Below are 13,686 nucleotides of genomic sequence, written 5' to 3' on the forward strand. Positions count from 1 at the left end.
GTCAAGCTTCGACCTGTGTCCAGCTGTCGCCGACGCGGAGCCAGAGGACACCGTCGCGGCCCTGGGCGCAGCACATGACTACCTGGTCCGGTAGTCGCAGCTTCTCCTGGGTGCTGACCACCCAGGCGTCGTCGATGAGCTCCGCGCGGCTCAGCTCGAGGACGGGACGGTTGTGGAACTGGTGGGTGAGGAGCATCCGGGTGCCGCGTACGGCGATGCCGTCGATGCGTCTCAGCGGGTTGCGGTAGCTGGTGATGTCGCCGCTGGCGGGATCGACTCGGGACAGGAAAGCACCCTTGTGGCTGTACCAGGCGAGCCAGGCCGCGGCCTCCTCGGTGGCGCCCGCGCTGCCGCCGAGGGGCCACACGGGCAGCCGTCCACGCTGGGATACCGGTCACGGGGGCGCGGTGTTCCGTTCCGCCCGAGATCACGACCAGTACGCCGTCGCACGGAGCCGCCACGCGCCATCCGGCCCATCCCTTGACGTGCGGGGAACAGCTCAGATTCCGTTCCTGGATCAGCATCACCGCGAGTTCATCGCTCGGTCCGACGCTCCACCACAAGGCCCGCCATCCGGCTCGGGCGTCCTCAGGAGGCAGGCTCCACACGACAGGCAGTTCGCCAAGTGTCATCGGCATTCACCATTTTGGACTCCAGGCCCTGACGGCGCCCGAAGGGATGAAGGCTAGCGGGTGGCGGCTCCAGTGTTTCGATCAGCCCCCTGTCCGAAGCGGGGCGTGGTGGTGCCGGCCCGCCCAAGCGCCGTCCTGGCAGGATGGCGGTATGGAACGTGTGCTGGGGATCGGTGGGTACTTCCTGCGGGCGGCCGACCCGGAGGGTCTGAACGCCTGGTACCGCGAGTGTCTGGGACTTGACGCCGATGAGTACGGTTTGTGGCGTCAGGCGGCCGGGCCGACGGTGTTCGCGACGTTCGAGTCCGGGACGGACTACTTCGGGTCCCGCTCCCAGCAGACGATGCTCAACTTCCGGGTCCGTGACCTGGACGCGATGCTGGCCCAGCTCCGAGCCGGGGGAGCCGAAGTGTCCGAGGAGATCCAGGAGATGGAGGGCGTCGGTCGCTTCGGCTGGGTCACGGATCCCGAGGGAAACCGGATCGAGCTGTGGCAGTCGGTCTGACGGCCTCCTCGCACGTGTAGTCGTTCAGCGGACCCAGGTGTGGGTGAGGGCTTGGACGGCGGAGCCGTCGAGGTCGGTGAGCTTGGTTCCGGTGAACTCCCGGGCCCACTGGGAGGTCTGGATCCGGAAGGCCGGACGCTCGTCGGTGAGGGCCGTGACGATCGGGGCGGCGGCCTCGGCCGGGGACTGGCCGTTGGCGAAGGAGGTCTGGGTGCGGGAGAGGTACGCCTGGAGGGCCGGGGCGTAGGGCCCGGCCTCGCTGAGCAGAGCGGGGATGTCCAGGCCGAGGTTGGCGACAAACTCGCTCGCCACCGCGCCCGGCTCGACCACGGTCACGTCGACGCCCACGGTGGCGGCGACGGGGGCGAGGGACTCCATGAAGCCTTCGACGGCGAACTTGGCGGCGCAGTACGCCTCGTTGAAGGGCTGGCCGACGACGCCGCCGACGCTGGTCACGGTGATGACCCGGCCTCCGGAGGCCCGCAGGTGGGGGAGGGCGGCCCGCGTGGTGGTCACCACGCCGAAGAAGTTGACCTCCATGACGGCGCGGACGTCGTCCACGCTGCTCTGCTCGATGGTTCCGACCCCGGCGGCGCCGGCGTTGTTGACCAGGGCGTCGAGGTGGCCGTGCTCGGCGATCACCTCGTCCAGGCAGGCGGCGACGCTCTCGGGGTCGACCACGTCCAGGCGCTTGACCTGGACGCGATCGGCGACGCCGCTCTCGTCGGCGGCCTTGAGCAGGGCCTCGGCCTTGCCGGTGTCCCGCATGGTGGCGATGACGGTCCAGCCTGCGCGGGCGGCGCCGACCGCGGCGGCCAGGCCGATACCGGAGGACGTGCCGGTGATCAGGACGGTCTTCTCGCTGGTCATCAAGGGTTCTCCCTCAGACGTAGTCGTCGTAGCTGAGTCGTAGCTGAGCCGTAGCTGAGCCGTAGCTGAGCCGTAGCTAACCGGAGAGTTCCCCGGTTAGCTACGACGGTAACCGGGGAACTCCCCGTTTGTCCAAGTAGACTGGTGACCCGACGAAAGGAGCAGCCAGTGACGAGCAGCCCGGGTCCGCTGCGAGCCGACGCCCGCCGCAATCGGGAGCGCATCCTCGAAACGGCCGTCCGCGCCTTCGCCGAGCAGGGACCGGACGTTCCGTTCGATGCGATAGCCAAGGCCGCGGGCGTCGGCTCGGCCACCCTCTACCGCCACTTCCCGACACGTGGCGCACTCGTCGAGGCGGCCTATCGCAACGAACTGGCCCGCGTCTGCGACGGCGCCGCGGAACTCCTGGCCGAACTGCCTCCGGACCGGGCGATGCGGCTGTGGATGGACAGGTTCTTCGACTATCTCGCTGCCAAGCAGGGCATGGCGGACGCCCTGCGCGCCGCGGTCGCGTCCGGCGCGAACCCCTTCGCCGAGACCCTCGAGAAGCTCGGCACCGCGATCGACTCCCTGCTGCGCGCCGGCGCCGAAGCCGGCCTCCTGCGCTCGGACATCGACCCTTTCGACGTCGGCCTCAGCCTCACCGGTATCGTACAGGTCACCAGCACCCCGGACCAGCGGGACAGGGCCGGCCGGCTCCTCGACCTGCTCCTCGACGGACTCCGCTACGGGACGGGCCGGTAGCGTCCGGCGGCACGGTCGACCGTAGCGGTGGCCCAGGCGGCTCGCGCGAAAGGCTTGATCATCGGCGCCGGACATGCGGTAGGGTGTCCGGCGCCGAGTACGACCGCGACCTAGGGAGGTGAGCCCCATCAACGGAACGTCCGAGCGGGTGCTCCCGGAGCGCAGCCGTGTGGGCGACGTACGCGCCTAGCGTGCACGCGCCGACGCGTCGACGGCCCTGACGGGAGCCCTGGCGGATTCCACATCGCCTCCTCCCGATCTCCCCAAGGGGTCCTCTGTGCCGGTCTTCTCCTCCTCCGCCCTCCGATCCTCCGTGGTCGCCCGCCTGCGCGCCGCCGGCTGCGTCTTCGCCGAGGACGAGGCGCGCATCCTGCTCTCCTGCGCCGCCACACCCGCCGAACTGGCCGCCATGGTCCGCGCCCGCGCCGAAGGGCGGCCGCTCGAGCACGTCGTCGGCTGGGCCGAGTTCGCCGGGCTGCGGATCGCCGTCGACCCGGGCGTCTTCGTACCGCGCCGCCGCAGCGAGTTCCTGGCCGCCACCGCCACGGCGCTCACCACCCCGGGCGCCGTCGTCGTCGACCTGTGCTGCGGCACCGGCGCCCTCGGTGCCGCCGTCGCCCACGGCGCGGCGCACCCCGTGCGGCTCTACGCGGCCGACGTGGACCCGGCCGCCGTGCGCTGTGCCCGCCGCAACCTCGGCCCGGCCGGAGCCCGGGCGTACGAGGGCGACCTGTTCGACGCCCTGCCCGCCGCCGAACTGCGCGGGCACGTCGACGTGCTGCTCGCCAACGTTCCGTACGTCCCGACCGGGGACATCGAGCTGCTGCCGCCCGAGGCCCGGCTCTACGAGGCCCGGCCCGCACTGGACGGCGGGGCGGACGGGCTGGACGTGCTGCGCCGGGTGGCGGCAGCCGCTCCGCAGTGGCTCGCGCCGGGTGGGGCGCTGCTGTTCGAGACCAGCGAGCGGCAGTTGCCGAGCGCGCTGGCGGTGGCCCGCGAGGCCGGGCTGACGGCGGAGGCCGTGCAGGAGGAGGAGCTGGACGCCACGGTGGTCCTCGCCCGGAAGCCGTGAGCCCGGGGGCGGGCGGGGTGGATGTTTGACAGGCTCAACCTTTGAGCCCTAGCGTCGCAGGTGCTTCACGTGATGAAACTTCCATGCGTGCAAGCGCACGCCACGCCCGCCCAGGAGCACCCGCACATGAACCAGAACGATCACGTCGCCGCCGTGCAGGCCGAAACCGCCCGGTTCGTCGCCGCCGTGCGGTCCGCCGATCCGGCGACCCCGGTCCCCACCTGCCCCGACTGGACCCTCGTCGACCTCGTCCGCCACGCGGGCAGCGTCCAGCGCTGGTTCACCTCCCTGCTGCTCCAGCGCATCCAGCAGCCGCCCACCGAACGCCGCGTCGACCTCAAGCTCCCCGAGCGGGCCGAGGACTACCCGGCATGGCTCGCCGAGGCCGCGGCGGAGGCCGACACGGCGTTCGCCTCGATCGACCTCGACGCGCCGATGTGGGCCTGGGGCATCGACCAGCACGCCCGCTTCTGGGTGCGCCGGATGCTCTTCGAAACCCTCGTCCACCGCGTCGACGCCGAACTCGCGCTCGGCCTGGCCGCCGACATCGACCCCGTCCTCGCGGCGGACGGCGTCGACGAGTTCCTGACGAACCTGCCGAACGCGTCCTTCTTCGCCCCGCGCACGGCCGAACTGCGCGCCGAGCACCGGGCGATCCGCTTCACCCGCACCGACGGGGCGGGCGACTGGCTGGTCCGCCTCCGCCCGGACGGCTTCGGCCTCGAGGCCGGTGACGCGGCCGCCGACGCTACGGTCTCGGGCTCGGCCGCCGACCTGCTGCTCCTCCTCTACGGCCGCCTCGACCGCTCGGCGCCGGGCGTCACCGTGGCCGGTGACGGGGAACTGCTGGACCTCTGGTTCGCCAACTCCGCGTTCTAATGCCGCATCAGCCAACGTTTGCCCCGTCCCGCAGGGTTGGGGCAAACGTGTGGGTGCCACTGCGTAGTGCGTGGTCTCACGACATGCATTCACATCGCCGCTTCGAGAATCCTCCCGCCCTGCCGTACGACGTGGTCGTCGAAACGTTGGAGCGGGCGCTCAGGGACCGGGTGTATGAGCCCGAGGCGCGAATGTGTTGGTCGGGACCGCGCCGTCACTCGTGGGACGTGAGCAGGGTCCGTTGGGCCTTTGTGATTCGGCCGATCACCAGGAGGGCGAGGGTGGCCGTGCCGGTGTTGGCGAGGGCGAGCCAGGGGGTTGCGGAGCCGCGGTAGTCGGCGAGGGCGAAGGTGATGGCGAGGACCGGGACGCCCAGGAGTTTGGTCAGCCAGGCGGTCCACCAGGCGTTGATCAGGCGGGTGCGGTGGATGCCGGTCGCCTGGGCGAGGTCGAGGCTGGCCCGGCGCGGCTGCCACAGGCCGAGGAACGGGATGAACCAGGTCGCGACTGCCATCCCCGGGGTGAACGTGAGCCGTTCCGGGGCGAAGGCGTGGGCGTTGGCCTGGCAGCGCCGGAACCAGACCAGGAAGGTGACGCCGGCCGCGAGCAGGGCGGGCATCTGCAGCCGGGCGACGGGGAAGAGCAGCGGGCCGCCGGTCTGGAGAGTGACGGCGAAGGCGAGCTTGAGGGCGGCCTCGAGCGCGATCAGGATCTGAGTGGCCACGGCGAGGCCCTGCGGGTCGGTCAGCTGTCCGCGATGGTGGGCCAGGCGCAGGCGCTGCTGCAGGACGGTGTCCATGGGTGGTGCTTCCCCTCGGTCGAACAGGTGATCGCGGAAAGACCAGGGGGTGGCGCTCGGGGCGCCTCGCGCGGCGTGGTTGGCGGGCCGCAAGGTGGGGACGGGATTCCCTGGGCCCGCAGGTGGTGCGAGGAGGGGAACAGCCGTGCAGAATCCGGGACTTCGGCGACTTCTGGGTGGGGACTACGGTCCTGGGACGTTCGATGCTGCACGCCGGGAGTCGGCGCGTGCTGCGGCCTCCTATCAGGAGGCGTACGCGCGGACCGTTCTCGAGGCCGTCGCGGCCCTGCCGGGCGTTCCGGGTGTGCCGGCGATCCGCCGGAGCGTGTTGGAGCGCAAGGGGATCTGGTTCGGGTACAACCGTCCGCTGGACGGGTGGAGTGCGCCGGGGGAGAGCGGCGTCGAGCCGATGCTCGGCGTCGTGATGGGTGGCAGGACCCTCGAACTCGACTACGACGTCCACCTGCCGGCGTCCTGGGTGGGGCGCAGTCCGCTGCTGCGGACCTCGCGGATCTTCTGGTTCGGCGACCACATCTTCATGGCCGCCACGCTCCCCGTCACGCTCCCGCACTGGAGGGACCTCACCTGGGTGATGGGTTCGGCGTACCAGCCCGGGGTGACGCTGGAGTACTGGGAGAAGCTGAGGTTCGGCCAGGACGTCATCGACCGGGCCTGGCGGGACGCGCAGGACAGTGTGGCCGTTGCCGGGCGGGTCGGTCGGTTGGACCTGTTCTCGCACTGCCTCCTCGACGGCCTGTTGTCCTATCCCAACCACTGCGGCGACTTCGAGAGCGGCAGCATCCTCGAGCTGCGTACCTACGAGGTGGGCGGCTACCCGTTCGGTCGGGCGATTCGGGCGGACCATGAGGCGGCCATGCTGTTGGGGCTGGTGATCGGTCTGGGCCATGACCTGCTGGAGTCGGGGACGGACATCGCCAACCGGGAGGAACACAACCTCTGGGTGTCCCTGACGGACGGTTGCTGCTGCCCGGCGTGCCTGGGGGCCCTGGAGGAGTGGCTCCTGACGTGGCTGGACGCCGCGCCGGACTCCGCCGGGTACCTGACGGCCTGGAGCTTCCTGGGCTACTTCGCCGGTACCTGGCTGAACGAACGGCACGGTGTCGCCGAGGCCGGCCCTCCCGAAGGACTGGTCGGCGGGCGCTGCCGGAACGCCTCCGTGCTGCGGCAGTTGCTCTCGAGGGTGGACGAGGTCGCCGCGCAGCGCGTCGACATCGTCGGGCGGCCCGGCTGCGGCATGCACGTGGAGGGGGCGCTGCCCGTGACGGCCGAGGAGCGGCGGGCGGTGCACGACCGGTTCACCCGCCGCATGTTCGGGCGGGACGGGGTCTACTGCGGCTGCTTGCACCGCACGATCGAGGGGCAGCTGCGGACGAGTGGGCTCCGGTCGGTCCTGGGGCCCTGGATCCGTACGGTCGTCCCCTCGGCGGGGCGGAACCGGGATCGGTAGCGCCTGGCCGTCAGTTGGCCGGGGCGGGTCGGCGGCGGGGGAGTTCGGCGCGGCGCAGGGTGGGGGAGCCGAGGAGGACGAGGAGGGCGAGGGTGGTGGAGGCGCCGCAGGTGGCGAAGACGGGGGCGACGCCCCAGGTGGCGATGGCGGCGCCGACGAGGGGGTAGGCGAGGGGGGAGAGGCCGAGCATGGTCACCATGACGACGGAGGTGACGCGGCCGAGGTAGGCGGGGTCGGAGGCGGTCTGGATGAGGGTGTTGTCCAGGCTGCCGAAGACGCCTGCGGAGAGGCCAGCCAGGGCGGCGAGGGCGACGGCTTCCCAGAGGTCCGGGACGAGGCCGAGGCCGACGGCGGCCGCGCTGGTGACCAGGAGGGAGCCGGAGAGCATCAGTCCGGCGCGGGGGAGCCAGCCGGCTATGGCGAGCAGGGCGGCGCTCGCGGCGGCGCCGGCGCCGAAGGCGGAGACGATCCAGCCGTAGCCGGACGCGCCCCAGCCGCGTTCGGCGTTGAGCAGCACCATGCCGACGTTGAGGACGCTGTTGAGGCAGAGTTCGGCGACGGCTCCGGCGAGGACGAGCGGGCCGATGAGGCGGTGGCGGCGGATGTAGCGGAGCCCGTCGAGGAGGTCCTCGCGGGGTGTGCGCCTGGCGGGAGCGTCCTCGGTGGGGGCGGGGAGCGGGCGTACCCGGACGGTCAGGAGGAGGGGCAGGGAGAGGGCGAAGAGGACGCCCGCCGTGGTGAAGGCGGCGGCGGGGCCGCCGAGGGCCATGGCGAGGCCGCCGAGGGGTGGGCCGGCGATCTGGCCGACGCGCATGGCGAGGGAGCGCAGGCCCGTGACACGGGCGAGTTGGTCGGGGCCGGTGATGCGGGGCGGCAGGGCGCCGACGGCCGGGACGAACAGGGCGTCGACGGCGCCGAAGACCAGGGCGACGGTGACGAGGAGCCAGATCGCGGGGGTGGTCAGGGCGACGGCGGCGGCCACGGAGAGGATCAGCAGGCAGCGCAGGGCGTCGCTGCCGAGGATGACGCGGCGCGGGTCGAGGCGGTCGGCGAGGACGCCGCCGCCGAGCATGAGGACGGCCCGGGGGACGCCTCCGGCGGCCATGACCAGGCCGACCTCGGTGGGGCCGGCGGCGCGTTGGGCGGACCAGCCGAGGGCGAGGAAGTAGACGCTGTCGCCGACGAGGGAGGCGGTGTAGGCGCCGAGCCAGCGCAGGACGTTGCCGTCGCGGTGGGCGGGCGGGGTGAGGGGTGCTGGGATCTCTATGGTCGTGGGCATGACAGGCTCCAGTATGTGGTGGAGTGGAGGGGGTGCGCGGGCGCGGGCGGGAGTGCGCCCCGGCGGGGCTTGAGGGGTTTCTACGGGGCGGGGTCGGTCAGGGGCGGAACGGGAAGCCGTACAGGTAGGCGGACACGTGCGCGCGGTCCTCGGTGTCCCCGGCGGCCTTGGCGGCCAGGCCGTGCTCGCGCCAGCGGCGGGCGACCTCGTTCAACTCGTCGTTCATTTCGGCGAGTTCGGACGGAGTGAGGTCGAGAATCCACTCCGCCGCGAACGCCGCGTCCGTCCAGGCGGTGCCCCAGGCGGACGCCTGGGTGAGGTACTTGCGGTACTGGGCGACCCGGGCCTCGAGCAGGCCCCGGCCGACCGCCTCGATGGTGGCGGCGCCTTCGGGGGTGTCCGCGAAGTCCGACTCGCGGAAGCTCCAGCCGCCCTCGGAGGGCAGCTCCCACCAGCGTTCCCGGCCGTCGCCGCTGCGGCCCGTCGCCTCGACGACGAAGCCGAGCTCGGCGAGTTTGCGCAGGTGGTAGCTGACCAGTGAGGGCGCCAGTTCGGCCTGTTCGGCGAGCTGGGAGGCGGTCGCGGACCCGGCGGCGAAGAGCAGTCGGTAGAGCTGGACGCGCAGCGGGTTGGTGAACGCCTTCAGCTGGGAGAGCTCGGTGATCCGGTCGGCGTGCGGCTGGGGCTGCGGCTGCGGCTCGGGCTGGGGCTGCGACTGGGGCTTCGGCTCGGCGGGCATGGAACCACCGTAGGTCCGAAGGAAAAGTTGCGCAAGATAATTTTCAGAGTTTCGGGACCGGGCTCAGCTCAGGGTGGGCACCGACCCTCCGGGGGTGTGGGTGACCTCGACCCCCGGTAGGCCGCGCGACCATGCGGCCGTGATCGGCGCGAGCTGCGCCGCCGTGAGCGGCTCGGACCCGAGGCCGATGGCGAAGCGCGTCCGCCCGCCCGAGTGGAACGGCCTTGGCCAGGCGTGCAGTTGGCGCCCGCCCGCCTCCTCCAGCGCGGTGAGCAGGGCGCGCAGCCGGCCCCGGGCGAGGCCCACCGACTCCGGCTCGGCGGTCACCACGGCCCAGGCCGCATGGCGCCGGTGCAGCGGCGGCGGGGTGAGCAACTCGGGCCACGGGTCGCGGAGTTCGGTGGCCAGCTGCCAGGCCCGGAAGAGTTCCTCGGCGAGCAGCTCCTGCATGTCGGCGCCGACCTGGGCGGTGCAGCTGCGGACCGGCGCCGAAGGGGTGAGGACGGTCAGGCCGTGGGAGGTGTCCGCCGCCTCGCCCTCCAGGCTCACCGCGCGGCGCCAGTCGTACGCGGCCCAGGTCCCGGCGAAGCTCGCGAACAGGTCGCCCTCGGGGGAGTCCGCGTCCAACACCGTCCGCGCCGCCAGCACCGACCAGGCCAGCGAGGGGAGTTGGCCGAACGGCGCCGAGTCCAGTCCGCGTGCCCGCCCCCACGCCTTCACCTGGCGGGCCAGCCGGACGAAGGCCGCGTGCCGCTCGCCGACCGCCGTCAGGATCGCCTCCGCGTCCGTGACGGCGCTCAGCGCGACGGCCGCCGCCTCGCCCAGCTCCGCCCTCCGTTCGACGGCGGTGGCGGGGTCGAGCGCGCCGGTGGGGACCACCGCGAGGTCCACCGTCAGGCCGTCCGCCTCCAGCCGCAGCCCCGGCACCCGCGCGCCGCGCACCTCGTGCAGCCCCCGGGCCTGCGGCAGCGCCGCCGCGACCCGGGCGCGGACGGCGGGCAGGTCGGCCGCGCCGGGCAGAGCGGCGACCAGGTCGAGGTCGCCGTCGTCCAGCTGGCAGCCCATCCGGCGCGAGCCGACCGTACGGACCGCGCCATCCGGCAGCGCCGCCGCGATCAGCGAGGCCAACTCATGGGCAGCCAGCGATTGTTGGGGAGCCTCCCGCCGCAGCGAGACGGCGGGTGCGTCCGGTACGGCCGGGACCTCGCCCGTGCCCAGGGAGATCACGGCGCGCGGACGCATCGGCTCCTCACCCCGGCGCGAGAGCACCACCAGCTCGCCCACCCGGGCGGTCACGCCCGTGAGCGCGGCCGCGCACTCGGCGGCCGTGCGCTGAGGGTCGGCGCTGCGGCCGAGGGTCAGGTGCGGCGTGAAGCCCTCGGCGCGGCCCCGGCAGCGGGGGAAGCGCCGCTCCAGGGCGTGCCGCAGCGCCGCCCACGGCGCGGCCTCGGAGGCGGCCGGGTCCAGCCAGAGCGTGGCGTCCTCGCGGTGGCCGAAAGTGTGTACCCCCTCCAGCCGGGTGGTGAACGGGGCGACCTCGGCGGCGGCCCGGGCGAGCAGCGGCAGGGCGCGCTCGAACTCCGACTCGGGGACGAAGCCGAACAGCAGGTTCACGTGCGGCGGCCAGCGGCGCACCTGGGGGTCGTGGGCCTCGCGCAGGCGCTGGATCGGCGGCCACAGCTCCTCCGGCGGCAGCCAGGCCACGGCGGTCCGCGCGGTGGGTGCGAGGTCGAGCACCTCGGCGTCCGAACCGCCGGCGAGGTCGAGGTCCACGACGAGACCGTAGTGGTCGGAGGGGTACAGCCCGTCCGCCGCCGGGCGCTCGCCGAGCAGCCCGGCCGAGGTGACCAGGGCGTCCCGGTGCAGCACCCGGTCCAGGCGGCCGGGGCGCCCGCTGAGGGAGGAGACGGCGGCCAGCGGATTGCGCGTCGGGTCGAAGGTGGGGGTGTCGTCCGAGGGGCCGTGCGCCTGCGTCCAGGCGTCGCGCAGGCCGAGGGCGGCGGCGGGGCCCTGCGGGCCGGAGCGGCCGTCGTTGAAGTCCCCGAGCAGGACGAGTTCGCACTCCACGCCCGCGAACCCCTCGGCGAGGCGGGCGAGTTCGTCCTGCCGCCGGGCCGCGCCGTCCGGCGAGTGGTCGCTGCTGAGGTGGACGGCGGCGACGGTCAGCGGCGCCGACCCGGCCTGGACGGTGACGGCGGCCACCGCCTTGTACGGGCCCAGCGCGTGCTGTCCGGCGGCCAGGACGGGCAGGCGGCTGAGCAGCAGCAGCCCGTACCGGTCGAGGTCCGGCGCCAGCGGGTCGAGGTGGAGGGTGTAGCGCTCCCGCACCCAGGGCGCGGCCGACAGTGCGGCGGCCAGCGCCGGTTCGACCTCCTGGAGGGCGATCACCTCGGCGTCGGCCGCCTCCAGCGCGGCGATCAGCAGCGGACGGCGGCGGCCGGTGGCGATCAGCTCGGCGTCGTAGCGGTCCCACAGGGTGTTCCAGGTGACCACCCGCAGCCGCTGCGCGGGAGAAGCCCCACCCGTGGAGGCGACCGGGCGCCAGCCGGAACCGGCCCGCCAGCCGTGCGGGACGGTTGCGGAGAAGAAGGGCGTGGGCAGCAGGCTCGGGTCGGTACGGCGCCCGGCCTCGGTGCGGTCGAGCACGTCCAGGCCCGTGTCGCGGTCCCACACCGGCACGCCGTCCGCCTCGACGAAGCGCACCCGGTGCCAGGGGACGTCCCCGGCGGCGGTGAACGCCTCCAGCGGGACGCGCTTGACGCGGTCGTCGCGCTGGCGCACGCCGAGGGTGAAGCGCGCCGGGTCGAAGCGGGCGTCCCAGCGGATGCGCTGGCAGATCTGCTCGATGGGACGCATCGGTCCTCAGTCCTCCTCGAGGTCGAGTGAGCCCGCCCTGTCCTCCACGGTGCCACGCGCGCCGACGTACCAGGTGCGGTGGGCCTCCCCGGGGTACGGCGGCTGGTAGCGGTGCAGCTGCGCGGTGAGCACCTGCGCGGGCACCGGGTGGGGGCGGGTGGCGTTGCGGCGCTGGAGCTCGGCCTCGTCGACGATCATGACGGCCTGGGTGACCAGGGCGTCCCGGCGCTGCGCGACGCCCTGCACCAGGGAGCGCTGGTGGCGGTTGAGCGAGGTGGCGTCCCAGACGACGGTGGCGCCGGGGACGAGGGCGGCGGAGAGGCGGTCCAGGCCCTCGCGCAGCACGTCGGCGTTGTCGCGCTGGTCGGCGCGGGAGCCTCGGGCGGTGCGCAGGCCGTCCAGGGAGACCACCGTGTCGACGGCCCCGAGCGTGCCGGTGAAGGTGCTCTTGCCGCTGCCGGCGGGGCCGGTGAGCTGGATCAGCCGGGGGAATTCGCCGTCGCGCCAGCGCCAGGTGGCGGCCACGGCCTCGTCGGTGCGCTCGAGGCGGCCGAGCGCGTACGCCTCGCGGGCCTGGGCGTAGCAGCGGTCGGCGGCCTCGCGGCCGAGGTCGGCGAGGCTCTCGCGCAGGCCCTTGCGCAGCCCGTCCAGCGGGTCCGGGTCGAGGAGGGCGCCGGCGTCGGCGTGCAGCTCGGACCAGGCGACCTGTTGCTCCTCCTCCGGGCCGGGGGCGGTCAGGGCGGCGAGGGCGTGCAGGACCTCGAGGTCGGCGGCCTCGGACATCCGCACCAGCCCGGCGTACCGGTCCTCGTCGGGGTGGGGGCGGTGCAGCCGGGGGTGCAGGCCGACGAGGTCGGCGACCCTGCGGGCCAGCGGCAGGCCGAGGGTGCCGACCAGCCGGGGCGCCAGCTCCTCCCGGCGGGTGGCGCGCAGCACGGTGGCCAGGACGCCGGTCAGTCGGCGGTCCCCGGTGCGGCCGAGGGCGTCGAGGCGGTCCGAGATCTCGGCCAACTCGTGTTCAGGGCCGGGGAGTTCGTCGAGGCCCAGTGCTGTGGCCAGGGCGCCGGGGGCTGGGCGGGCGCCGCAGCGCACCGCCCACAGCGCGGCGGAGGGGCCGAGCCCGTTGGGCACCACGGCGGCGTGCATCCAGTGGGTGTCGGTGCGCACGTGCCGGGGGCGCACCCACTTGGCGATCCGCTCGCCGAACTCGGCCCGGGGGAAGCCCTGGACGGTGCGGAGGACGTACCCCTCCTGCCGGTCCAGGTCGAGGCTCGACGCGAGGGACCGCAGCGCGCGTTCGTCGTACCGGCCGCGCCAGAGCACCCGGGGTGTCGGGAGGCCCGCGCGGCGCAGGAAGCGGACGGTGGTGTCCCAGTCCAGGCAGGCGTCCCGCTCGTTCCAGACCGAGAAACCGTAGAACCAGCTCTCCAGATCGTCGTACGGGATCGAGTGCCGGGCGTACATGTTCTCCCCGCTGACGCGCCAGCCGGGCGGGATCAGGCGGCCGATGCGGCCGTGCAGCTCCTTCACCCAGGCGCGGGAGGGGTGGTGGGCGGAGTCGAGGGAGCGGGCGTGCAGGCCCTCGCGGTAGAGGGTGGTGTTCTCGCCGTCGAGCTTCTCGGTGACGACGACCTCGGCCCCGGCGAGTCCGGAGAGGTCCCCGGTCCGTACGTCGTCCGCCGTGGCGCCCGGCGACCAGGGCAGGTGCGGCGTCCTCGGGTACTGCACGCGCATCTGTCGCCCCCCGTGTCGGTCCTTGATCCGCCGACACTGTAGGAGCTGCCCGACCCGTCCGACCAGCGAATTAACCGGGACGGGGCCCCGGGCGAGGCCCCGTCCCGGG

12 protein-coding genes are annotated in these 13,686 nt (G+C 73.5%); 5 read left to right on the forward strand and 7 right to left on the reverse strand.

Features of this window, described 5'->3' with window-relative positions; genetic code table 11:
• Position 1 precedes the first annotated feature (1 nt).
• Positions 2-367, reverse strand: a complete 366-nt coding sequence (locus tag IH61_RS0124270; protein WP_051837831.1) for a hypothetical protein — start codon at positions 365-367, stop codon at positions 2-4.
• Between the two features lie 416 nt (positions 368-783).
• Here IH61_RS0124270 and IH61_RS0124275 point away from each other — a divergent pair, with 416 nt between their 5' ends.
• Positions 784-1,137: a VOC family protein gene (locus tag IH61_RS0124275; protein WP_031073305.1), complete on the forward strand. Its 354-nt coding sequence runs from the start codon at positions 784-786 to the stop codon at positions 1,135-1,137.
• Between the two features lie 24 nt (positions 1,138-1,161).
• Here IH61_RS0124275 and IH61_RS0124280 read toward each other — a convergent pair whose 3' ends face one another.
• Positions 1,162-2,007: an SDR family NAD(P)-dependent oxidoreductase gene (locus tag IH61_RS0124280; RefSeq protein ID WP_031073307.1), complete on the reverse strand. Its 846-nt coding sequence runs from the start codon at positions 2,005-2,007 to the stop codon at positions 1,162-1,164.
• A gap of 168 nt (positions 2,008-2,175) precedes the next feature.
• Here IH61_RS0124280 and IH61_RS0124285 point away from each other — a divergent pair, with 168 nt between their 5' ends.
• From IH61_RS0124285 to IH61_RS0124295, 3 genes are all read left to right on the forward strand, one after another.
• Complete coding sequence (locus IH61_RS0124285) at positions 2,176-2,751, forward strand: TetR/AcrR family transcriptional regulator (protein WP_031073309.1); 576 nt, start codon at positions 2,176-2,178, stop codon at positions 2,749-2,751.
• A 277-nt stretch (positions 2,752-3,028) separates the two neighbouring features.
• Positions 3,029-3,823, forward strand: a complete 795-nt coding sequence (locus tag IH61_RS0124290; protein WP_031073311.1) for a putative protein N(5)-glutamine methyltransferase — start codon at positions 3,029-3,031, stop codon at positions 3,821-3,823.
• Between the two features lie 126 nt (positions 3,824-3,949).
• Positions 3,950-4,702 carry a maleylpyruvate isomerase family mycothiol-dependent enzyme gene (locus IH61_RS0124295; RefSeq protein ID WP_031073313.1) on the forward strand — a complete coding sequence of 251 codons (753 nt, stop codon included), beginning with the start codon at positions 3,950-3,952 and terminating at the stop codon, positions 4,700-4,702.
• Between the two features lie 214 nt (positions 4,703-4,916).
• On the opposite strand, the gene IH61_RS43160 is transcribed toward IH61_RS0124295, so the two are convergent.
• On the reverse strand, positions 4,917-5,501 hold the full coding sequence (locus IH61_RS43160) for a DUF4328 domain-containing protein (protein WP_031073316.1): 585 nt from the start codon (positions 5,499-5,501) through the stop codon (positions 4,917-4,919).
• A gap of 325 nt (positions 5,502-5,826) precedes the next feature.
• Between IH61_RS43160 and IH61_RS0124305 the strand changes: the two genes are divergently transcribed.
• Positions 5,827-6,969, forward strand: a complete 1,143-nt coding sequence (locus IH61_RS0124305) for a hypothetical protein (RefSeq protein ID WP_158845258.1) — start codon at positions 5,827-5,829, stop codon at positions 6,967-6,969.
• 10 nt (positions 6,970-6,979) lie between these two features.
• On the opposite strand, the gene IH61_RS0124310 is transcribed toward IH61_RS0124305, so the two are convergent.
• From IH61_RS0124310 to IH61_RS0124325, 4 genes are all read right to left on the reverse strand, one after another.
• Complete coding sequence (locus tag IH61_RS0124310; RefSeq protein ID WP_031073319.1) at positions 6,980-8,248, reverse strand: MFS transporter; 1,269 nt, start codon at positions 8,246-8,248, stop codon at positions 6,980-6,982.
• Positions 8,249-8,345: 97 nt separating this feature from the next.
• Positions 8,346-8,987 carry an ArsR/SmtB family transcription factor gene (locus IH61_RS0124315; protein WP_051837833.1) on the reverse strand — a complete coding sequence of 214 codons (642 nt, stop codon included), beginning with the start codon at positions 8,985-8,987 and terminating at the stop codon, positions 8,346-8,348.
• A gap of 63 nt (positions 8,988-9,050) precedes the next feature.
• Positions 9,051-11,843 carry an RNA repair domain-containing protein gene (locus IH61_RS0124320; RefSeq protein ID WP_031073323.1) on the reverse strand — a complete coding sequence of 931 codons (2,793 nt, stop codon included), beginning with the start codon at positions 11,841-11,843 and terminating at the stop codon, positions 9,051-9,053.
• 6 nt (positions 11,844-11,849) lie between these two features.
• A complete protein-coding gene (locus IH61_RS0124325) occupies positions 11,850-13,577 on the reverse strand; it encodes an RNA ligase family protein (RefSeq protein ID WP_031073325.1) in 1,728 nt (575 codons plus the stop codon).
• Positions 13,578-13,686: the final 109 nt, after the last annotated feature.

It is taken from the genome of Streptomyces sp. NRRL WC-3742 (genome assembly GCF_000720635.1).
Lineage (GTDB): Bacteria > Actinomycetota > Actinomycetes > Streptomycetales > Streptomycetaceae > Kitasatospora.

What these genes read in the sequence shown, in the direction of transcription:
- IH61_RS0124275 (WP_031073305.1), top strand. Translation starts at nt 784, where the DNA reads ATGGAACGTGTGCTGGGGATCGGTGGGTACTTCCTGCGGGCGGCCGAC.
- IH61_RS0124280 (WP_031073307.1), bottom strand. Translation starts at nt 2,007, where the DNA reads ATGACCAGCGAGAAGACCGTCCTGATCACCGGCACGTCCTCCGGTATC.
- IH61_RS0124295 (WP_031073313.1), top strand. Translation starts at nt 3,950, where the DNA reads ATGAACCAGAACGATCACGTCGCCGCCGTGCAGGCCGAAACCGCCCGG.
- IH61_RS43160 (WP_031073316.1), bottom strand. Translation starts at nt 5,501, where the DNA reads ATGGACACCGTCCTGCAGCAGCGCCTGCGCCTGGCCCACCATCGCGGA.
- IH61_RS0124310 (WP_031073319.1), bottom strand. Translation starts at nt 8,248, where the DNA reads ATGCCCACGACCATAGAGATCCCAGCACCCCTCACCCCGCCCGCCCAC.
- IH61_RS0124315 (WP_051837833.1), bottom strand. Translation starts at nt 8,987, where the DNA reads ATGCCCGCCGAGCCGAAGCCCCAGTCGCAGCCCCAGCCCGAGCCGCAG.
- IH61_RS0124320 (WP_031073323.1), bottom strand. Translation starts at nt 11,843, where the DNA reads ATGCGTCCCATCGAGCAGATCTGCCAGCGCATCCGCTGGGACGCCCGC.
- IH61_RS0124325 (WP_031073325.1), bottom strand. Translation starts at nt 13,577, where the DNA reads ATGCGCGTGCAGTACCCGAGGACGCCGCACCTGCCCTGGTCGCCGGGC.